The following is a 21,579-nucleotide window of genomic DNA, read 5'->3' as shown; positions in this document are numbered from 1 at the left end:
GCGGGCTTGCCCCGCTCACTACAAATCACGCACCCGGCACAAAGTGCTTCTGTGCCGTGCCACGTGCTATCAGGCGGGAGATGTAGTCGAGCTTCTGCGCATCCTGGTCGATAAACCGGAAGGTCAGCTGCAGCCAATCGCTGTCAGGCTTGGGCTCAAAGGCGACGATGGCGTGCAGGTAGCCATTGAGACGAGCGACTTCGGCGTTGTCGCCCTGCTCCAGGTCGAGCACGGCGCTTTCCAGTACCTGAGGCAGGACTTCGCCACGACGTACCACCAGCAGCGCTTCCTTGATGCTCAGCGCTTTGATTACGCATTGTTGGTTGCCGCTGGACAGCCGCAGTTGGCCCTGGCCACGACCGCCGGCCGGCGCCGCTGAAGGTGCCTGTACCGGTGGACTGTTGAGCAAGCCTTTGCTCGGCGCTGGAGCGGCTGCAACAACCGGCGCTGCACGTGCAGCTTCGGGCTTGCCGCCGGTCAGCGCGCTGAGGGAATCGTTGCCAAACGCCGAGTTCATTTTGGTCGGTGCACTGGCAACCAGCGCGTCGAGCCGACCGATCTTGTGCAGGGCCTGCTTGACCTTGTTCAGCAACTGTTCGTTGGTGAACGGCTTGCTGACGTAGCCCGAAACCCCGGCCTGGATGGCCTGGACCACGTTTTCCTTGTCGCCACGGCTGGTCACCATCACGAACGGCATGGCCTTGAGATGAGGTTGCTCACGGCACCAGGTCAACAGTTCAAGGCCGGACATCTCCGGCATTTCCCAGTCGCACAGCACCAGGTCGAAGCTCTCGCGCATCAGGATGGCCTGGGCCTTTTTGCCGTTCACCGCGTCTTCAAGCTTGATCCCGGGGAAGTAGTTGCGCAGGCACTTCTTCACCAGGTCGCGGATAAACGAGGCGTCATCCACCACCAATACACTGACTTTACTCATCGACCCTTCATCCTATTAACACTTCGGCACGCAAGACGCCTGACTGATGGCATTTTGCCAAAACTCGGTAGTCACGTTGGGAATTTATCTCGCTCAACGTGTAAAAAATTCAGTGGCCACAAACAAAAACGCCCGACCAAAGGCCGGGCGTTAATTTCTCGGGCAACCTTACTTATCGTCAGTTTGGCCCGGAACATTAGGGATAAGATCGGCCGAACCTTCAACTTCGGCCTTCATGCGCTTGAGGCCCATGTGCCGTACGTCGGTGCCGCGCACCAGGTAAATCACCAATTCCGAGATGTTGCGCGCGTGGTCGCCGATACGCTCCAGGGAACGCAGCACCCAGATAATGCTCAAGACCCTCGAGATAGAGCGTGGGTCTTCCATCATGTAGGTCGCCAGCTCACGCAGCGCGGTCTTGTATTCGCGGTCGATGATCTTGTCGTACTGGGCCACCGACAGTGCCAGCTCAGCATCGAAGCGAGCAAAGGCGTCGAGGGCATCGCGCACCATGTTGCGCACCTGGTCGCCGATGTGGCGCACTTCCACGTAACCGCGCGGCGCTTCGCCTTCTTCGCACAGTTGGATGGCGCGGCGGGCGATCTTGGTGGCTTCGTCGCCGATGCGCTCCAAGTCGATCACCGACTTGGAGATGCTGATGATCAAACGCAGGTCGGACGCTGCCGGCTGGCGACGGGCCAGAATGCGCAGGCATTCTTCGTCGATGTTGCGTTCCATCTGGTTGATCTGGTCATCGATCTCACGCACTTGCTGGGCCAGGCCAGAGTCGGCCTCGATCAGCGCGGTGACGGCGTCGTTGACTTGCTTCTCCACCAGCCCGCCCATCGCCAGGAGGTGGCTGCGCACTTCCTCAAGCTCGGCGTTGAACTGCGCGGAGATGTGGTGGGTAAGGCCTTCTTTGCTAATCATGTTGGCGTCCTTGGAGCGTCCGGTAAGGTGCGGAGAACCGCAGCGTCAGTGCGAGGAAAATCCCGGCATCCTAGCCGTAGCGACCGGTGATGTAGTCTTCGGTCTGCTTCTTCGCCGGATTGGTGAACAGGGTGTCGGTATCGCCGAACTCCACCAGCTTGCCCATGTACATGAACGCGGTGTAGTCGGAAACCCGCGCCGCCTGTTGCATGTTGTGGGTCACGATGACGATGGTGAACTTGGACTTGAGCTCGTAGATCAGCTCTTCGACTTTCAGTGTGGAGATCGGGTCGAGTGCCGAGCAAGGTTCGTCGAGCAGCAGTACTTCCGGCTCAACGGCGATGGTGCGGGCAATGACCAGACGCTGTTGCTGACCGCCGGACAGGCCGAGGGCCGATTCGTGCAGACGGTCCTTCACTTCGTCCCACAGCGCTGCGCCTTTCAAGGCCCACTCAACCGCTTCGTCAAGGATGCGCTTCTTGTTGATGCCTTGGATGCGCAGGCCGTAGACCACGTTTTCGTAGATGGTCTTGGGGAACGGGTTGGGCTTCTGGAACACCATGCCCACCCGGCGACGCAGCTCGGCCACGTCCTCGCCCTTGCGGTAGATGTTGGTCCCGTAGAGGTTGATCGCACCGTCTACGCGGCAGCCGTCCACCAGGTCGTTCATGCGGTTGAACGTGCGCAGCAGCGTGGACTTGCCGCAGCCCGACGGGCCGATGAAGGCGGTCACGCGCTGCTTGGGGATGTTCATGCTGACGTCGAACAGCGCCTGTTTTTCACCGTAGTACAGGCTCAAGCCCGGCACTTCGATGGCCACGGTTTCCTGGGCCAGGCTCAGGCTCTGCTTGTCGCGACCCAGGGCAGACATGTTGATGCCGTGGGTGTGGGTATCTTGTTGCATGGGATGCTCCCTGTGCTACCAATTCGTTGTGTTGAACCGCAGGCATCGGGCCTGCGGCAAGCAATATTCAGATCAGCTATCCAACGCCTTGTATTTTTCGCGCAGGTGGTTACGGATCCACACCGCCGACAAGTTGAGCGTGGCGATCACCAGCACCAGCAGCAGCGCGGTGGCGTACACCAGCGGCCGCGCTGCTTCGACGTTGGGGCTCTGGAAGCCGACGTCATAAATATGGAAGCCCAGGTGCATGATCTTCTGGTCCAGGTGCAGGTACGGGTAGTTGCCGTCCAGCGGAAGGGACGGTGCCAGTTTCACCACACCGACCAGCATCAGCGGCGCCACTTCACCGGCGGCGCGGGCCACGGCGAGGATCATGCCGGTCATCATCGCCGGGCTGGCCATCGGCAGTACGATCTTCCACAGCGTTTCCGCCTTGGTCGCGCCCAGTGCCAGGGAGCCTTCACGTACGGTGCGAGGAATCCGCGCCAAGCCTTCTTCGGTGGCTACGATCACCACCGGCACCGCCAGCAGCGCCAGGGTCAGCGAGGCCCACAACAGGCCCGGCGTGCCAAAGGTCGGCGCCGGCAAGGCTTCGGCGAAGAACAGGCGGTCAACCGAACCACCCAATACATACACGAAGAAGCCCAGGCCGAACACGCCGTAGACGATGGCCGGTACACCGGCCAGGTTGTTCACGGCGATACGGATGACGCGGGTCAGGGTGTTCTGCTTGGCGTATTCACGCAGGTACACCGCCGCCAGCACGCCGAACGGGGTGACGATCATCGCCATGATCAGGGTCATCATCACGGTGCCGAAGATGGCCGGGAAGATCCCGCCTTCGGTGTTGGCCTCCCGTGGGTCATCGCTGAGGAATTCCCAGACCTTGCTGAAGTAGAAGCCGATCTTGGTAATCGTACCCATGGCGTTCGGCTGGTAGGCGTGCACCACTTTGCCGATGCCGATTTCGATTTCCTTGCCGTTGCCGTCGCGAGCGGTCAGCGCGTCGCGGTTGAACTGGGCGTGCAGGTCGGCCAGGCGGGCTTCGATGTCTTGGTAACGGGCATTCAGCTCGGCGCGGTCGGCATCCATGTCGGCCTGGGCGGCAGCGTCGAGCTTGCCTTCCAGTTCCAGTTTGCGGCCGTGCAGGCGAATGCGCTCCAAACCGGCGTTGATCGCGCCGATGTCGGATTTTTCCAGGGTTTTGAGTTGAGCGGCCAGCTTGTTGACGCGATCCACACGGGCCTGCAGCTCCGGCCATGCGGCCTCGCCTTCGGCGATGACTTTACCGTCCTGTTTAACGTTGACCAGGGTGCCGTAGAAATTACCCCACTCACGGCGTTCGATGGTCATCAGGTTGGCTGGGGTGGTCTGGTCCTTGAGCCACTCGCCGACGATCCAGGTAAAGTCGTTGCCGTTCAGGTCACGGTTGCCGACCTTGATCAGCTCGCGGGTCATGAACTCCGGGCCTTGGTCCGGCACCGGCAGGCCAGCGCTTTTCAGGCGCTCGCGGGGGACTTCTTCCTTCTGCACCACTTCGCCGATGACGATATGGTTTGCCTGGCCCGGCACGTTGTAGTTGGCCTGGATCAGGTCGGCCGGCCAGAAGTGGCCCAAGCCACGCACGGCGATCACCGCCAGCAAACCAATGGTCATGATGACCGCGATGGACACCGCGCCACCGCTGATCCAGACGCCGGGGGCGCCGCTCTTGAACCATCCATTCAGGGAGTTCTGTTTCACAGACTTCTACCTTTCTTAAAGCGACGAGTATTTCTTGCGCAGACGCTGACGAATCAGCTCGGCGAGGGTGTTCATGATGAAGGTGAACAGCAGCAGCACCAGTGCCGAGAGGAACAGCACGCGGTAGTGACTGCCGCCCACTTCCGACTCGGGCATTTCCACTGCGACGTTGGCCGCCAAGGTGCGCAAGCCTTCGAACAGGTTCATCTCCATCACCGGGGTGTTACCGGTGGCCATCAACACGATCATGGTTTCGCCGACTGCACGGCCCATGCCGATCATCAGCGCCGAGAAAATGCCCGGGCTGGCGGTCAGAATCACCACGCGAGTCATGGTCTGCCACGGCGTGGCGCCCAGAGCCAGCGAGCCCAGGGTCAGGCCGCGTGGCACGCTGAATACGGCGTCTTCGGCGATGGAGTAGATGTTCGGGATCACCGCGAAACCCATGGCCAAACCCACTACCAGAGCGTTGCGCTGATCGTAGGTGATGCCCAGGTCGTGGGAGATCCACATGCGCATATCGCCGCCGAAGAACCAGGTTTCCAGGTACGGGCTCATGTACAGCGAGAGCCAACCGACGAACAGGATCACCGGGATCAGGATCGCGCTTTCCCAGCCATCGGGAACACGCAGGCGGATCGATTCAGGCAAGCGGCTGAAGATGAAGCCGGCGACAAGGATGCCAATCGGCAGCAGCATCAACAGACTGAAAATGCCCGGTAGATGCCCTTCCACATACGGCGCCAGGAACAGGCCGGCGAAGAAGCCGAGGATCACCGTCGGCATCGCTTCCATCAGCTCAATCACCGGCTTGACCTTGCGGCGCAGGCTCGGGGCCATGAAATAAGCGGTGTAGATCGCCGCGGCAACCGCCAGAGGCGCTGCCAGCAGCATGGCGTAGAATGCGGCCTTCAGGGTGCCGAAGGTCAGCGGGGCCAGGCTCATCTTGGGTTCGAAGTCGGTGTTGGCGGCGGTCGATTGCCAGACGTATTTAGGCTCGTCGTAGTTTTCGTACCAAACCTTGCTCCACAGTGCGCTCCACGATACTTCCGGATGCGGGTTGTCGAGCATCAGCGGTTGCAGCTTGCCGCCGGCTTCCACGATCACGCGGTTGGCCCGTGGCGACATGCCGTACACGCCTTGGCCATCGACTACAGGGTCGACCAACAGGGTGCGGTGCGCCGTGCTGTGGAACACACCGAACTTGCCGGAAGCATCGAGGGCGGTGAAGCCTTTGCGACGTTCTTCGGCAGAAATTTCTACGATAGGCGTAGTACCCATCTGGAAGGTGCGGATCTGCTTGAAGCGCTGCTCGCCATCCGGGTCGCGGGCCATGAACCACTGGGCCAGGCCGCCCTTGGAGTTGCCGATGATCAGCGAGATACCGCCCACCAGCTGCGTGCTGGCGGTGATTTCGGCCGTGCCGTCTTCGAGCAATTTGTAGCGCCCGTTGAGGCTCTTGTCGCGCAGGCTGAACACATCGGCCAGGGCGCGGCCGTTGATCACGTACAACCATTGCTGGCGCGGGTCGATGAAGATCGCTTTCACCGGCTCGGTCATCTGCGGCAGCTCGATGCGCTTCTGCTCGCTGGTGACTTCGCCGGTCATCATGTTTTCTTCGCGGCTCAGGGACAGCACGTTCAAGTGCGAACCGGCGGAACCCGCAACCACCAAGGTTGAATCGGTGGCGTTAAGGGCGACATGCTCCAGCGGGCGACCGGCGTCATCCAGCACGATCGGCGTTTCACCGTAGGGGTATTCGATTGCAGGCGTAATGGTTTTCTTACCGTCCGGGTAGGACACCTTATAGGTGTGGCGGAACACCATGGACTGGCCATTGGACAGGCCGAGGATCACCAACGGGCTACCGGGCTGGTCTTCACCGATAGAAGCAACGCTGGTGCCGGCAGGCAGTGGCAGGTCGACACGTTTGAGTTCGGCGCCGGTTTCCACATTAAAGAACAACGCCTGGCCCTTGTCGGAAACCCGCATGGCGACTTGGTTCTGTTCTTCGAGGGAGATCATCAGCGGCTTGCCCGCGTCCTGGATCCAGGCCGGGGTCAGGGCGTCTTCCTTGGTCAACGAGGCGCCTTGAAACAGTGGCGCAACGACATAGGCCAGAAAGAAGAAAATCAGGGTGATGGCGCCGAGGACGGCGAGACCGCCGACCAGCACATACCAACGGGTCAGGCGATCCTTGAGCGCGCGAATGCGGCGCTTGCGTTGCAGCTCAGGCGTATTGAAGTCAATGCGCTTGGGGGGAGAAGTCGTCGTCATGGTGGAATTGGCCAGATCATTCATGCGCACACCCTAGCGATCCTGTATGACAGAAAGATGACAGTGCAGTGACGCAACAAAGCCGCCGCGAAGCAAGGCTGGCAGCGGACTAGAAAATTCGGATGCGGGGCCGGTACTCCGGCCCCGCAGAGGCAATCAGTTGCCTTCTTTCAGACCCAGGTCAGCCAGGGCCTTGGCGGCGACTTTGGCTGGCAGTGGGATGTAGCCGTCTTTCACCACAACTTCCTGGCCCTGCTTGGACAGAACCAGCTTCACGAACTCAGCTTCCAGCGGGGCCAGAGGCTTGTTCGGAGCTTTGTTGACGTAAACGTAGAGGAAACGCGACAGCGGGTATTTGCCGTTCAGGGCGTTTTCTTCACTGTCTTCGATGAAGTCAGTGCTGCCTTTCTTGGCCAGGGCCACGGTTTTCACACTGGCGGTCTTGTAGCCGATGCCCGAGTAACCGATGCCGTTCAGCGAGGAGCTGATCGACTGCACGACCGAAGCCGAGCCAGGTTGTTCGTTCACGTTTGGCTTGTAGTCGCCTTTGCACAGGGCTTCTTCTTTGAAGTAGCCGTAGGTGCCGGATACCGAGTTACGACCGAACAGTTGAACCGGCTTGTTGGCCAGGTCGCCGGTCACACCCAGGTCACCCCAGGTTTTCACGTCGGCTTTGCCACCGCACAGGCGAGTCGAGGAGAAGATCGCGTCGACTTGCTCCATGGTCAGGTGCTGGATCGGGTTGTCCTTGTGCACGAACACGGCCAGGGCATCCACGGCAACCGGGATAGCGGTTGGCTTGTAGCCGTACTTCTGCTCGAAGGCCGCCAGTTCGGTGTCCTTCATCTTGCGGCTCATCGGGCCCAGGTTGGAGGTGCCTTCAGTCAGCGCAGGTGGCGCAGTCGCAGAGCCGGCAGCTTGAATCTGGATGTTGACGTTCGGGTATTCCTTTTTGTAACCCTCGGCCCACAGGGTCATCAGGTTCGCCAGGGTATCGGAACCGACGCTGGACAAGTTGCCCGACACACCAGTGGTCTTCACGTACGCCGGGATTGCCGGATCAACACCAGCGGCCACCGCGTTGGCGGTCGCAACGCCAGCAGCGACAAAAGTCATTGCCGCCATCAAACGTTTCAGTTTCATGCCTTGCTCCTAGCAGATAGGGATAGTTGGATCGGGGCCAAGTATCGGGAGGCCGTGTGAACACTCTATGTCTGGAATGTGACAGTTAGATGAAAGGCCACTATTGGCAAGGAGAAGGGGCGCAGCGGGGAGTTGCCATCGCTCCCACGCAGGGCGCGGGAGCGAGCATGTCAAGGAATCAGCGCGAACGCTTCCACAGATACCCACCCACCACCATCCCCATCAAGCACAGGGCGGCAACGTAGTAAGCCGGGCCCATCGGGCTTTCCTTCATCAGCAGCGACACCGCCAGCGGCGTCAGCCCGCCGAACACGGCGTAGGCCACGTTGTAGGAAAACGACAAGCCACTGAAACGCACAACAGGCGGGAAGGCTTTGACCATCACATACGGCACCACGCCGATGGTGCCCACGAACAGGCCGGTCAGTGCGTACAGCGGGAACAACCAATCCGGGTGCGCCATGAGGCTGTGATACAGCGTCCAGGACGTCGCCAGCAGCAGTGCACAACCGGTGACCAGCACGCGGCCGGCGCCGAAGCGGTCAGCCAAGGCGCCCGAGGCGATGCAACCCAGGCTCAGGGTAACAATGGCCAGACTGTTGGCCTGCAGCGCCACGGTCGGGCTGAAGTGGTAGACGGTCTGCAGCACGGTCGGGGTCATCAGGATGACCACCACAACGCCTGCCGACAGCAGCCAGGTCAGCAGCATCGACAGCACGATGGCACCCCGGTGATCACGCAGTACTGCACGCAATGGCAGCTCGGCGGCCAGGGTCTTGCGCTGCTGCATTTCGGCGAAGATCGGCGTCTCATGCAGCCAGCGGCGCAGGTACACCGACAACAGGCCGAACACGCCGCCGAGCAGGAACGGGATGCGCCAGGCGAAATCCGAGACCTGCTCCGGGCTATAAAGAGTGTTGATCGCGGTAGCCACCAGCGAACCCAGCAAAATACCCGCAGTGAGGCCGCTGGTCAGGGTGCCACAGGCGTAGCCGATATGGCGTGGCGGCACGTGTTCGGAGACGAACACCCAGGCGCCAGGCACTTCACCACCGATTGCGGCGCCCTGGATGATGCGCATCAACAGCAACAGGACCGGCGCCCACAGACCGATCTGCGCGTAGGTCGGCAGCAGGCCCATGATCAGGGTTGGCACGGCCATCATGAAGATGCTCAGGGTGAACATTTTCTTGCGGCCCAGCAGATCGCCGAAGTGCGCCATGATGATGCCGCCGAGTGGGCGCGCCAGGTAGCCGGCGGCAAAGATGCCGAAGGTCTGCATCATGCGCAGCCATTCGGGCATGTCCACGGGGAAAAAGAGTTTCCCGACCACGGTGGCGAAAAACACGAAAATGATGAAATCATAAAACTCCAGCGCCCCGCCCAAGGCAGACAGCGACAGGGTTTTGTAGTCGTTGCGGGTCAGCGGGCGCGAAGGTTGCGCACTGCTTGCGGGCACGGAGGACATGGCAAGGCTTCTCTTATAGTAATCAGGACGGCAAGCGGGACTTGCGGCAGGTTTGGCAAGATAGCAAATCGCTAGAAAAAGCACAGCGTTGAGCGAATAACAGTTCAAAGGCACTAAATATTCCCCATTAACTGCGCCCAGAAGCACAGTTGCCGGAAAAAGCCGCGATACAGCCGCTAAATGCCGACCAAATGAACGCCCAGAGGTCGTCGTGGCGACAGGGTCTCGATATACTCGGCCCTTGCAAGCGCAAGAACCGCAGTCTTGAGGGGCTGCTGTGCCAAAACGTCGTTGAGCGCCATCCAGCCGATTTGGCAGAGTTTCCCTTTAGTACGCCTTACGAGAAACGCATCACGCGGTGTATGTTGGTGCTGAAACGTTTTTTTCGAAGACGGCTATCCACTTGAAATACCCATGAAGCGTTACGGGTCAGAGGCCCTCGGCATGATCGAACTCGAACAAGAAGATCCTATCCCGCAAGGCGATCTCGCCCTGCAAATCACCGCGCTCCCGCGTGAAACCAACGGTTTTGGCGACATCTTCGGCGGCTGGCTGGTCGCGCAGATGGACCTGGCCGGCACGGCCATGGCCAGCAAGGTCGCAGGTGGGCGTGTGGCAACCGTGGCCATTGATCGCATGGCGTTCCTGGTACCGGTCGCGGTGGGCGCGCAGCTCTCCTTTTATACCCAGGCCCTGGAAATAGGCCGCAGTTCGATCCAGATGATGGTCGAAGTGTGGAGCGACGACCCGCTGTCCAGCGAGTGGCGCAAGGTGACCGAGGCGGTATTTGTATTCGTCGCCATCGACGGCAGCGGTCGCACGCGTTCGGTTCCGTCGCGCGCACGTTAAACCTCGCCGGGATTTGACGGTCAATTGCCCCATTGCCTGCCATGAAGAGTGCTTTGTTATGCCGACGCCCCACGTTGAAACCGTGAAAATCGACGAGCTGGACTGCTGGCGCATTCGCCACAACGGCGCCGAACTGATGGTGGCGCAGCAGGGCGCGCACATCTTCAGTTACGGGCGCGATGGCGAACAGCCGCTGATCTGGCCGAACCCTGAAGCGGTGTTCAAGCAGGGCAAGGGCATCCGTACTGGCGTGCCGGTGTGCTGGCCGTGGTTTGGTGTATTCGACCGCAACCCGCAGAGCGTCAAGGCGATGCGCCAGAGTGACCAGCCCGCCGGCGCCCACGGTTTCGTGCGCACCGCGTTGTGGGAATTAGCCACAACCGAGCTTGAAGGTGAAGCGCTCCGCGTGGATCTGGTACTGCCGGTGCCGGCAGGCGGCTATCCTGGCTGGCCCCACCAGGTTGACCTGACGCTGAGCCTGCTGCTGGATGAGCAACTGCATATCCGCCTCACCAGCCATAACCGTGGCACCGACACCGTCACCCTCAGCCAGGCACTGCACACCTACTTCGCCGTCAGCGATGTGCGCAATGTACAGGTCGAAGGGCTGGACGGGCTGACGTATATCGATACCGCCGACAACTGGGCCGAGAAGACACAATCCGGCCTGCTGCACTTCACCGCCGAGACCGATCGCATCTACCTCGACACGCCGTCCCAGTTGAGTATTGTCGACAAGGACTGGCAGCGCCGTATTCAGCTCACTGCCGAGGGTTCGAAGTCGACGGTGATCTGGAACCCCTGGACCGAACGCGCCAAGGCGTTTGATGACATGGCCGATGATGGCTGGCAGGGCATGCTGTGCATCGAGACGGCGAATGTGCTGGATGATGTGGTGGTGTTGGCGCCCAGTGAAAAGCACACGCTGAAGGTGAGCTTCACAGCTATAGCGACGGGCTGATCGCTGCGCTGCGCGGTGCACGGTGACATTACTTATATAGGACCGAGTGTCTGAACAGACTCGCTAGAGTGCGAAAATCGCATCTACTAGCAGAGGCAACACGATGGTCCGCTCTCCCCAGGAAGTAACGCAACAGCCTCCCGCCGACGTGGCCAAACTCATGGCTACTTACAATGACGCACTTATCGAGACACTCAGCGCTCAACCCTCACTGACCTTTTGCGCAAATAAACAGGTGTTGGAAGAGATCAACGGATTGTTTGATCGGTACGCAACCCAACACATCTACCTGAAAAACCCGGAAGACGCCTTGACTGCCCCGCCCACTGATCAGGATAGGGCGTTGATAACACTGGTAAACGTTGCGCTCCATCAATGCCGAATTCCGGAGTACTTCACCCCGCAAAGTGACTTCTACCTCTATAGAAACAACACATTTACCCGACTTGACGACTCAAGCCAGATAGAAATCAGAGCCCTGATCAATAACTTGCTGGAGCCAGATGCTTATCTGAACGATCTCAACCGGTTCTGGAACGCTGATCACAGCGCAACCCAGCAACCCCGTCGAACCTTCGTCGCTCAAGCCATCGCGCTGTTGACCCAGTGCGAGGCGTCATTGAGATTCGAAACGGGCTCACTTGAGCCCGCCAGCGTTGCACTGGTGCGGCAGTTGAGTACAACTGCCCTGCCAGAAACGCTGAATATCTCTCACCTCTGCTTGCAAGACATAACGCGTACCGACGAAATTGCGCTGGTCGGTGCATTCGCCTTAAGCATCTGGCCACCGGGCGATCAACGAACCGCCAACCCCACCGTGCTCTACCTTCCCGGTCAACGCCTGACTGAGTTTGCCAACCCGATGGCGCTGAAAAAACAGCTGGCGAGCCTTTTTAAAAGCACGCGCGGGCGTCAGCAACTGCTGCCCAGCGTTGCTCACCGTCAACATGCGGCGTTCGAAAGCCTGGCGCAACGTGCCAGCCAAGACGGGCGCGTCAATCTGATACCGGTCGCAGCCGTTGAGGATTTTTTCAACCATCAGGTCAGCCTGCTGATCACCAAACAACGCCAGGATGTCGAACACCATTGGGCCGTGAGTCGCAACGTCCCAGATGGCGTCATTGAAGTGATCAACCAGGCGACCAACCTTGCACCGTTGCTGAACTTCAGCGAGGCGGTCGAGCGGTACGCCCGCGAACTCCTGACCCTCAGCGCGCAACGCAGCGAAGCCACGCGCGCGGCTCAGCAACGGCTGACACAGTTACAAATCTACCGAACCATTGATTTCACTGGCTTGCTGGTACAGCTCAAAAGCCTCCAGGCAGAGTCCGCACGGCAACCACTGGCGCAGCAATTCTTTATACCTCAGCGCCATTCACCGCTATACAACGCGTGTGCGCGGGCAGTAGGCGTCTTACAGAAACTCAAGAATGACACCGATTTTTCAGCCTGGCTGGCCAATCGATCGAAAAAGACCGAGTTCGATTGGTCGCCTTTGTTGGTAGTTGAAACGCTCATCAATAACCAGCCAGCTATTGTGGACTCGCCGCTGACACGTTTTACCATTCAGGGCGTGCTACTGCCGCTGAGCGAGGTGCCCACCTATTGGCGCAATGATATCGACGTGCTGATAGAGGCGCGGCGCGACATCGGTGATGGAATTCGAGAAGACGGCACTGTTCGGCTTGATCTTGCACTCAAGTTCTACAGTGTCCAAACCACCGCCAATAGCCCTCTCCAGCTTTTGATTGAACGGCTGCAGGAGCGCGCCGCCACGCTATCGCTCGGGATGGGTGAAGGCAGAGTGCCGTTTGATGAAATCATTGACGAGCAAGGCGATGCCATCCTGAAACAGCGGCTTAATCAACGTCAACTGACAGGTAGCGATTCGATCTTCAACCAAATGACAGAAGATTTTCTGACGCCACAACGCGAAACGCAGGCCTTGAAGACCCCCACGGTGGTACTCGAACAATGGCTCAATACCCCGCAATGCCTTGAACTTGGCAAGCAACTGGTCGAGGCACTGGATTGGTATACCGCCGAAGATGAAACACCCCCGGCAAAAGTGTTGCGCGGCTTGGTCTGGCGGGCATTTTGGCTGCACTTTCATGGCCCAACCGACAATGATCGAGTGAGCGTCGCCGGAGAGGAAATAGCAACGTCACGGCACTGGGGCTGCAGCTATAGCGCTATTCGCCGACAAATTGAACAGTCCCTGAGCCGCAACCACCCACTCACGCCCGGCGGTGTGCAATTGGCCATGCGCCTGGTGCAAGAGGCTTCTGCCGCGGAAATCTGGGTGAAGGACATTCCCGACGACCTCCATTTCGCCAGCTCCATCGCCTGGGTGAATTTCAAGGCCGGCGTGATACTTGCGCAAGCCATAGCACCGGACGCTGCGCAACACACGACATTCCAACAATTACTCGGGTTACTGGCGACAGCCAGCCAGGATGCAACGCCCGAGCAAGAACTGGTCATCTCTCTAGCCAGGGTGGGGCCAACGGTGGAATGGGCCAAAGCGAACGGGGTGCTGACGACCGAAAACACCGAATTGAGCCCTGAACAAGCCCAACTGGCCGTAGAAGCCTTGGAGCAACACGAACAGGAAATCATTCAGGCGACCGAAACGATCGCTCACTCCCCCCCTGGCCGTTGGCGCTTCACCACGGATGATGCATTCGAACAAGGGTTCAGTAATTACTTGAGCGGCGTCAAAACAGCCTACCAGACCTTGATCAGAGCCTTGTTGCCCAACCTGCCGTTGCCTGATCGTCGCGCTATCGAAAACGGCGAAGTAACGCTCTATGCCCTGCGCCAGGAGCTTCGCGACCTGCAAGTTCAACAAGAAACCGCGCAGAACATCGCTGCCGCAAGAGGTCGCCACGGTTTCATCATCCAGGCCCTATTTCAGCACCGCACCACTTATTACGAGGTGTTCCCTCGGGCCGCACTCATCCGCGCGCGCCCAGATATTCAAACGCTGACGATCAATGGCAACGTTGTCGTAAGAAAGACGGGCGGCTCAACCCGTTCAAGCAGGGGATCGTTTCGACTCGCGACGTCCATGCCGTTCGACTGGGACGCGTATCAACACGGCCAGCGCCCTCGGGACGATGTGTCCAGCCAGGTGATCGCCGAGCAGATCGGCCACGTATTGCCAGCCACTGCAGCTGCCCCTTCGGGGTCCATACGGGCACCGCAATCATGGTCTTCAGCACGCAGTCGACGGCTTGCAGCCATCGTTGCCAATGACCTGTTTCACACTGACGAATCTCAACTCAAATTGTCCGCCCAGCGTAACGTTTCCGTGCTGGATGCCCCGCAACAAGCCATTGACGACTTTATCTACTACGCCAAGATGCTGGTGCCCTTCTGGGGCGGTGTCGAGGACATCACCTCGGGCGATCCGCAACGCGTGGAGAGAGGAGCGTTGTCGTTGTTCACCGACTTGGTCTCCTTCGCCGTTCCCATCGGTAAATACGTCGGCGGTTCGGCACGCCTGGTTGCACAAGGCGGGAGAATCAGTTTTCAGGCAGCGCTGCCTAAGTTCGCAACACTCACCAAAACCTTTTTGCTGGGCACTCTCGCAGAGCTAAACCCACTGGCGGTCGTGCCCGCTCTGCTCAAGCTCGCGGGCTTAGGTCTGTTGCGGCTCAGCTCTGCAGCGGTGCGTCAGATAAATGCAGGCCTGGCGTTGTTCAAAAAAGCCCTCAGCAAACCCGCGATCGTGCCCACTGGACGAACATTACAGTCGGTAGACCCACGCGTCTGGAAACCCCTTGAAGCGCAGGACAGTCTGTTTAACGTAGGCGGCGTAGACCACGTTCCGCTGCGCAGTGTCGGCACCGACCTGTTGCCGGAGTATCGCCTGATCGATCCACTGAGCAATACCATATTCGGCCCCCGGTACATTCCAATGGGGGCAGAGGGTCTGCAGCGAATTCCGGACCTAGACGACTACATAGCACCCGTCTCGTATGAGCAAGCCGCAGAATTCAGCCGTCGAGCCAACGGTGTCTACGATGGCAAGAATCAGCAGAGCTACGTTCGCGCCCGGGGCCAATGGTATGCCATCGAAACCCGCTACAGCCTCACAGGCGATACTGAGTTTTATATCGTTCACCCCTACAACAAGACACGCCCTGCTCACCGCGTCATCAATAAGGACGGGGGTTGGCTGCCGGTCGACGAACGTGGGCATGCCGGAGGAAAAAGGCTGGAAGAACTTAAAAAAGCGAAGGCTGAAAGAGACGCGTACCACAAAAATGCGCACGACAAAATGCATACCGCCACACACCTGCTGGATGAGACCGCTCAATCGACCGCTTTCAACATGAAAAACCTGATTATCGACAGATCTCACCTGCACTGGGAGGCCACTCGAGAACTGGGTCTGATACACACTAAGAACACTGCCTTGCCGGTATTCGAATCCAAGAATTTCGCTTCCACACCTGACCTCGGCAGAGCGCGACTGATTGAAACCATTGAAGTGGCTGACACCCTCAGCCCGCGCTATGCAGCGGTCATTGATCATCTGGAAGGCTACTTGGAGGCTCAGCAAAAAAATATTCAACGGCTGAAGGAGACCGGCATAATCAGTCAGCAAGACGCAGCGTCTAAACAGTTGACCGATTTTTTTGACTCCAAAAACAAGGCCGTCGGCACCGTAATAGAGCAGGCCAAGGTATTTAAGTCACTACTGGACGAAGACTTGGATCACATGCTGGATGTCCTGGAAAAACTCCCAGTGAATAAAGCCGGGCCCTCACGCGTGCCCTCCGCACTGCCCGGCACATCGAAACCTGCGCCCTCCGCCACGCCGACGCCCCTGAAACCTACGCCGGAAAATCGCATCCCAATACTGATCGCCGGCGAACACCCCCGCGCCTCTGTAACCGTACTCGCCAAGCCCAGAGCCGGGAATAGCAATGTCGCAGACGTCCTAAACAACGATGGTCAGCGCATTGGCACCTATATCAGGGTCGGCGAAGACAAGCTCTGGATCCAATCGAACATCCAAATCAAAGAACCCAGTCAATTAGCCTCTTTAAGCCAGGCGACTGTTACTCAGGAGCTGAACGGTGCTGCCAGGACCCTGCAAAACATGATTGAGGAGTTTGATGACCTCATCGTGTTTTACCGGAACAAAGCGGCGGCCGAACCTGCGGGTGCCGAAGCCCTTATCAGGTCCGGCGCGACCAAGCTCAATCAGGGAGCCGATGACCTTCAGGCGGCTTGCACTGCAATCACCGATGAAGCAACCAGACAAAGCCTGCTGGCGCAATTACCTCACTTCAGGGAGAACGCAGCCCGTTATAACGCCATGGCCAAAGCAGTGCGTGCGGATCTGATTTCCAAGCAAGCTCCCAATGGCCAAGCGCTAGCGTTTTTACACAGCCAGCCGGGTGGTCTGAGCATTCGTAAAACTCAGAACCGAGTGGCCGGTATCCGACAGGTGCAAAAACCCGGCGGCCGAGGCTGGACAAACGTCCCTGACTTCCTGGACGAGTTCGAGATTCACATCAGAGGCAAACCGTGGGCCTATGCGCACATGCGCTTTGAACAGGCCACCAGCACCGTCCCCACCAGTTGCAATCTCAAGACACCGGCACAGCGAGCGCTGGCGGCAAACGCCCAAACGAATGTGGCGCGCGAAGGCCGACGCTTGGATTTTTATCGCGCAGAAATCGATTGGCCACAGGCCAGACGGGTGTTTTACCCAGCATTGGCAGAATAACGCGACGCGCTCGTCGTCCGCACCGCTAAGTGCGGACGACAACCGGTTAAAGATCCGACTCTTTGACCACCCGTACTTTCCCGGCATCCAGGGCATAGGCAGCATCGGCCAGGTCGTTGTTGACCTTCTCGACCTTGAGAGTGCCGGTGACCCACAGCGGCGTATAGATATCATCCAGCTTCAAGCCCTTGGGGTAGCGCACCAGCACCAACTGGTTAGGTGGTGGTGGCGGCACATGGATGCAGGCGCCTGGGTACGGCACCAGGAAAAACAAGGTGCTGCGGCCCTTGGCGTCGGTTTCCAACGGCACCGGGTAGCCGCCGATGCGGATGTTCTTGCCGTTCATGGCGCCCACGGTCTTGGTCGAATACATCACCGCCGGCAAGCCCTTGCTCTGCTTCAAGCCACCTTTTTCGGTAAAGGTGCCCTGGGCTTCGGGGGAGTTGTGGTCGATCTCGGGCATGGCTTCGAGGGCTTTCTGGTCGGAAAGCGGCATCAGGTCAAGCCAGTCGGTTTCCGGCAGTTCACCGGCGTACGCCAGGCCAGGGCCCAGCAAAAGGAGAATCAACAGAAGACGGCGCATGGAGAAGCTCGGCAAGTACAAGTGCCGAGCATTCTAGCCCCCTGCGCCTGCGCAGCGCAGAGGACTTTGTCGGCTGATTACTTCTTTTTGATCAGGCCGTAGATCACCAGCAGGATGATCGCGCCAACCAGGGCACCGATGAAGCCTGCACCTTGGCCCGCTTGGTAGATACCCAGCGCCTGACCACCGTAGGTCGCGGCCAGGGAGCCGGCGATACCCAGCAGGATGGTCATGATCCAACCCATGCTGTCGTCGCCTGGTTTCAGGAAACGCGCCAGCAGGCCGACGATCAAGCCGATAAAGATGGTTCCGATGATACCCATGGCATTTCCCTCTGATTGAAGTGAGCTATGCCAAAGCCTAGTCAGGCTTTGGCATCCTGCAATCAGAGAGACGACGGTCACCAATGGTTCCCGTCAGACTTGCCTTATTGCTCGGCGATCAGCGCTTCAACCTTGAGGATCTGCGCTTGCAGCGTTGCGCGATCCTTACAGCGCAGGTTGGCGTGGCCGACCTTGCGCCCAGCCTTGAAGGCCTTGCCGTAGTGGTGCAGATGGCAGTCGTCGATGGCGATGACTTTATTCACCGCAGGCACGGTGCCGATGAAGTTGAGCATGGCGCTCTCGCCGACCTTGGCCGTGGAACCCAGCGGCAAGCCCGCTACCGCCCGCAGGTGGTTTTCGAACTGGCTGCACTCGGCGCCTTCGGTGGTCCAGTGCCCGGAGTTGTGCACGCGCGGGGCGATTTCGTTGGCCTTGAGGCCACCGTCGACTTCAAAGAACTCGAACGCCATCACGCCGACGTAATCCAGCTGCTTGAGCACACGGCTGGAATAATCTTCCGCCAGGGCCTGCAACGGGTGGTCGGTGCTGGCCACGGACAGCTTGAGGATGCCGCTGTCGTGGGTGTTGTGCACCAACGGGTAGAAGCGGGTTTCGCCATCACGGGCACGCACGGCGATCAGCGAGACTTCACCGGTGAACGGCACGAAGCCTTCCAAAAGGCACGCAACGCTGCCCAGTTCGGCAAAGGTGCCCACTACGTCAGCGGGGTTACGCAGGACTTTCTGGCCCTTGCCGTCATAACCCAGGGTGCGGGTTTTCAACACGGCCGGCAGGCCGATGCTGGCGACGGCCGCGTCCAGGTCCGCCTGGGACTGGATGTCGGCGAAGGCCGGGGTCGGGATGCCCAGGTCCTTGAACATGCTTTTCTCGAACCAGCGATCGCGGGCGATGCGCAAGGCTTCGGCGCTCGGGTACACCGGCACGAACTGCGACAGGAACGCCACGGTTTCAGCCGGGACGCTTTCGAACTCAAACGTCACCAGGTCGACTTCGTCGGCCAGTTGGCGCAGGTGGTCCGGGTCGCTGTAGTCAGCCCGCAGGTGTTCACCCAACGCGGCCGCGCAGGCGTCCGGGGCCGGATCCAGGAAAGCGAAGTTCATCCCCAGCGGGGTTCCCGCCAGGGCCAGCATGCGGCCCAGTTGGCCGCCACCGATTACACCGATTTTCATCGTCAACAACCTCAGGCGATGCGTGGGTCTGGATTGTCCAGCACGCTGTCTGTCTGCTCAGCACGGAATTTTTTCAGCACCGCGTGGAACTGCGGGTGCTTGGCGCCCAGGATGCTGGCGGACAGCAGGGCGGCGTTGATCGCGCCAGCCTTGCCGATCGCCAGGGTCGCCACCGGAATGCCAGCCGGCATCTGCACGATGGACAACAGCGAGTCCACGCCCGAGAGCATCGCCGATTGCACCGGCACGCCAAGCACCGGCAGGTGGGTCTTGGCCGCACACATGCCTGGCAGGTGCGCTGCACCGCCGGCACCGGCGATGATCACCTCGATGCCACGGGATTCTGCTTCATCGGCATACTGGAACAGCAAGTCCGGGGTGCGGTGGGCAGAGACCACTTTCACTTCATACGGAATGCCGAGTTTTTCCAGCATATCGGCGGTGTGGCTAAGGGTGGACCAATCGGACTTGGAGCCCATGATCACGCCAACCAATGCACTCATCGTCGTGCCTCTTCTCTCTGGGCGCCCGCAGGCGCGTCAAAAAACAACAAGCCACGCGGGAAATCCGGCGTGGCTTGGTGTACGAATTAAGGCCGGTTGGACCGGCCGAAGGCCGCGCAGTATACCGTAATAATCAAGATAAACAGCCCCTTCGACGACCATCTGTCACGTGCCTCGCAAAGAGGTTTATCTGACTTAAAAGTCAACCAAATGAAGGCGTCAATCGCAACATAAGTCCCTATCGAGCACTGCCAAAAATAACAACCACTTTAAATATGTAGCGATAACCCTTTGACATGAAAAACTTAAGGTAACAATCACAATATTTACAACATCGGAACATCTTGTTTAATTGAACGCTCTTTTATACAACTTAGGAAGCCATACCGTGAATCAAATTAACCGATCACCATTCGATTTTAGACACCTTATTAACGTGGGTGAAAAGCCCACTCCCCCAGCGTCTAAAAACCCTATCCACATTGAAGTTATCCTACATGAAGACATTCCGTATCCCACCTTCGACGGTGAGCTGATGAAAAAAAACCTTAATGCGGCCAAAAAAGAGTTAGAAAAGGCAACCGGACGTAAGGTTGAGATAACCCTCAATCAGGATCCAAACCTACGTGCCTTTCAATATAAATACAAAGGCAATGTGCATCGAGATCTTGAAGAAAGTATGGCCCGTTTTGAAAGAATGCAAAGCAAACCAATCAACGAAAGCTCGGCCAAACTTCACAAGTATTTACTTGTAACGCCAAGTTCCATTAACGGCCACATTGGTGTCGGCGCACCAGACTCGAAAGTCGGCGTAGCGGCATTGAACGATGACCGAGGTATCGCCCATGCAATAGGACATATGTTTGGCGCAACACATAAGGACGCAACCGTCACATACAACGGTTGGTGGAATGATACGCTCATGAATGTCGACGCCGGCTCCGCATTTCGAGGTAACGACTTCACCTACAGCGAAAAAAACCGAGCGAATATCCGTAAGCACTTCAGCGAGCTCGCCTGATCGCTTGGTATCCACTGCGGGGGCGGGTGCACGCCAGGCCGCGAGGACACTCACCCGCGTCTCATCAAACCGGTCCCGCTGCCCCACCCTCCAACTTGCGCCACAACAAGCGCACATTCGCCTTGCGCACCAACGCGCAGCGATACAGGCGAATTTCCAGCGGCACATGCCATTGCGGGCCGCCGCACACCACCAGCTCACCGCGCGCCAACTCCGCCCGTACGCTCAGTTGCGGCACCCAGGCGATGCCCAGCCCTTCCAAAGCCATGCTCTTGAGGCTGTCAGCCATGGCGGTTTCATACACGGTGGTAAAGCGTAGGGCGCGCTGGCGCAACAGCAGGTGCACCGAGCGGCCAAGAAACGCACCGGCGCTATAGGCCAACAACGGCACGCTGCCCTCGCCTTCCAGGTCGAACAGCGGCTTGCCATCGGCATCGGCGGCGCATACCGGCAGCATTTCAGTGTTGCCCAGGTGCAGGGAGGGGAAGATTTCCGCGTCCATCTGCATCGCCGCGTCCGGGTCGTAGAACGCCAGCATCAAGTCACAACCGCCTTCGCGCAGGGCGTGCACCGCGTCGCCGACGTTGGTGGCCACCAGCCGCGTGGCGATGTTCAGGCCTTCGTTGCGCAGTTGGGCAATCCAGCGTGGAAAGAAACCCAGCGCCAGGGAGTGAGCCGCTGCCACTTGCATGACTTCGCCCTGCCCGCCTTCCAGATGATGCAAATGGCGCAGCACTTCACCGAGTTGTTCGACCACGGTCCGCGCAGTCACCAGAAATAGCTGCCCCGCTGCCGTCAGTTCGACCGGCGTGCGCGAACGGTTGACCAGCGTCAGCCCCAACGCCGCTTCCAGGCTACGGATCCGTCGGCTGAACGCCGGCTGGGTCACAAAGCGTCGCTCCGCCGCCTGGGAAAAGCTGCGGGTGGCCGCCAAGGCGCTGAAGTCTTCCAGCCATTTGCTCTCAAGGTTCATCACTTCCTCCCACGGGCACGCACCATTTTGG

The 21,579-nt window shown here is 59.1% G+C and carries 16 protein-coding genes; 4 read left to right on the top strand and 12 right to left on the bottom strand.

The genetic code is table 11. From position 1 onward, the window contains the following. Nucleotides 1-25: 25 nt before the first annotated feature. From HX868_RS27555 to HX868_RS27525, 7 genes are all read right to left on the bottom strand, one after another. Nucleotides 26-934: a response regulator gene (locus HX868_RS27555; RefSeq protein WP_016978633.1), complete on the bottom strand. Its 909-nt coding sequence runs from the start codon at nt 932-934 to the stop codon at nt 26-28. 168 nt (nt 935-1,102) lie between these two features. Further along, nucleotides 1,103-1,864, bottom strand: coding sequence for a phosphate signaling complex protein PhoU (gene phoU, locus HX868_RS27550; RefSeq protein WP_016978634.1), 762 nt, complete (start codon nt 1,862-1,864; stop codon nt 1,103-1,105). 70 nt (nt 1,865-1,934) lie between these two features. After that, nucleotides 1,935-2,768, bottom strand: coding sequence for a phosphate ABC transporter ATP-binding protein PstB (gene pstB, locus HX868_RS27545; protein WP_010207582.1), 834 nt, complete (start codon nt 2,766-2,768; stop codon nt 1,935-1,937). Between the two features lie 72 nt (nt 2,769-2,840). Further along, on the bottom strand, nt 2,841-4,511 hold the full coding sequence (gene pstA, locus HX868_RS27540) for a phosphate ABC transporter permease PstA (protein ID WP_016978635.1): 1,671 nt from the start codon (nt 4,509-4,511) through the stop codon (nt 2,841-2,843). A gap of 15 nt (nt 4,512-4,526) precedes the next feature. After that, nucleotides 4,527-6,560 carry an ABC transporter permease subunit gene (locus HX868_RS27535; RefSeq protein WP_177005079.1) on the bottom strand — a complete coding sequence of 678 codons (2,034 nt, stop codon included), beginning with the start codon at nt 6,558-6,560 and terminating at the stop codon, nt 4,527-4,529. A 384-nt stretch (nt 6,561-6,944) separates the two neighbouring features. Continuing rightward, the gene (locus HX868_RS27530; protein ID WP_016978637.1) at nt 6,945-7,931 is read right to left on the bottom strand and encodes a phosphate ABC transporter substrate-binding protein PstS; all 987 of its coding nucleotides are present in this window, start codon (nt 7,929-7,931) and stop codon (nt 6,945-6,947) included. 178 nt (nt 7,932-8,109) lie between these two features. Next, nucleotides 8,110-9,399 (bottom strand): MFS transporter, encoded by a 1,290-nt coding sequence (locus HX868_RS27525; RefSeq protein ID WP_010207587.1) that lies wholly within the window; start codon nt 9,397-9,399, stop codon nt 8,110-8,112. A gap of 444 nt (nt 9,400-9,843) precedes the next feature. Here HX868_RS27525 and HX868_RS27520 point away from each other — a divergent pair, with 444 nt between their 5' ends. The 3 genes from HX868_RS27520 (at nt 9,844) to HX868_RS27510 (ending at nt 16,955) form a co-directional block, all read left to right on the top strand. After that, nucleotides 9,844-10,248: an acyl-CoA thioesterase gene (locus HX868_RS27520; protein ID WP_003176975.1), complete on the top strand. Its 405-nt coding sequence runs from the start codon at nt 9,844-9,846 to the stop codon at nt 10,246-10,248. Nucleotides 10,249-10,306: 58 nt separating this feature from the next. Further along, nucleotides 10,307-11,209: a D-hexose-6-phosphate mutarotase gene (locus tag HX868_RS27515; RefSeq protein ID WP_177005013.1), complete on the top strand. Its 903-nt coding sequence runs from the start codon at nt 10,307-10,309 to the stop codon at nt 11,207-11,209. Between the two features lie 160 nt (nt 11,210-11,369). Continuing rightward, nucleotides 11,370-16,955, top strand: coding sequence for a hypothetical protein (locus HX868_RS27510; RefSeq protein WP_177005012.1), 5,586 nt, complete (start codon nt 11,370-11,372; stop codon nt 16,953-16,955). A gap of 46 nt (nt 16,956-17,001) precedes the next feature. Here HX868_RS27510 and HX868_RS27505 read toward each other — a convergent pair whose 3' ends face one another. The 4 genes from HX868_RS27505 to purE form a co-directional block, all read right to left on the bottom strand. Further along, a complete protein-coding gene (locus tag HX868_RS27505) occupies nt 17,002-17,538 on the bottom strand; it encodes a DUF3299 domain-containing protein (RefSeq protein ID WP_177005011.1) in 537 nt (178 codons plus the stop codon). Between the two features lie 77 nt (nt 17,539-17,615). Next, nucleotides 17,616-17,861 (bottom strand): GlsB/YeaQ/YmgE family stress response membrane protein, encoded by a 246-nt coding sequence (locus tag HX868_RS27500; RefSeq protein WP_016978642.1) that lies wholly within the window; start codon nt 17,859-17,861, stop codon nt 17,616-17,618. Between the two features lie 104 nt (nt 17,862-17,965). Beyond that, nucleotides 17,966-19,051, bottom strand: a complete 1,086-nt coding sequence (locus HX868_RS27495; RefSeq protein ID WP_177005010.1) for a 5-(carboxyamino)imidazole ribonucleotide synthase — start codon at nt 19,049-19,051, stop codon at nt 17,966-17,968. Nucleotides 19,052-19,062: 11 nt separating this feature from the next. Then, nucleotides 19,063-19,554, bottom strand: a complete 492-nt coding sequence (gene purE, locus HX868_RS27490; protein ID WP_003176980.1) for a 5-(carboxyamino)imidazole ribonucleotide mutase — start codon at nt 19,552-19,554, stop codon at nt 19,063-19,065. A 388-nt stretch (nt 19,555-19,942) separates the two neighbouring features. On the opposite strand from purE, the gene HX868_RS27485 reads away from it, so the two are divergent. Next, complete coding sequence (locus HX868_RS27485; protein WP_177005009.1) at nt 19,943-20,575, top strand: zinc metalloprotease; 633 nt, start codon at nt 19,943-19,945, stop codon at nt 20,573-20,575. A 64-nt stretch (nt 20,576-20,639) separates the two neighbouring features. On the opposite strand, the gene HX868_RS27480 is transcribed toward HX868_RS27485, so the two are convergent. Continuing rightward, the gene (locus tag HX868_RS27480) at nt 20,640-21,548 is read right to left on the bottom strand and encodes a LysR substrate-binding domain-containing protein (protein ID WP_177005008.1); all 909 of its coding nucleotides are present in this window, start codon (nt 21,546-21,548) and stop codon (nt 20,640-20,642) included. Between the last annotated feature and the right edge of the window lie 31 nt (nt 21,549-21,579).

The sequence above is a fragment of the Pseudomonas reactans genome, from assembly GCF_013385825.1.
GTDB lineage: Bacteria > Pseudomonadota > Gammaproteobacteria > Pseudomonadales > Pseudomonadaceae > Aquipseudomonas > Aquipseudomonas reactans.
This window is presented reverse-complemented; position numbering and strand designations above follow the sequence as displayed.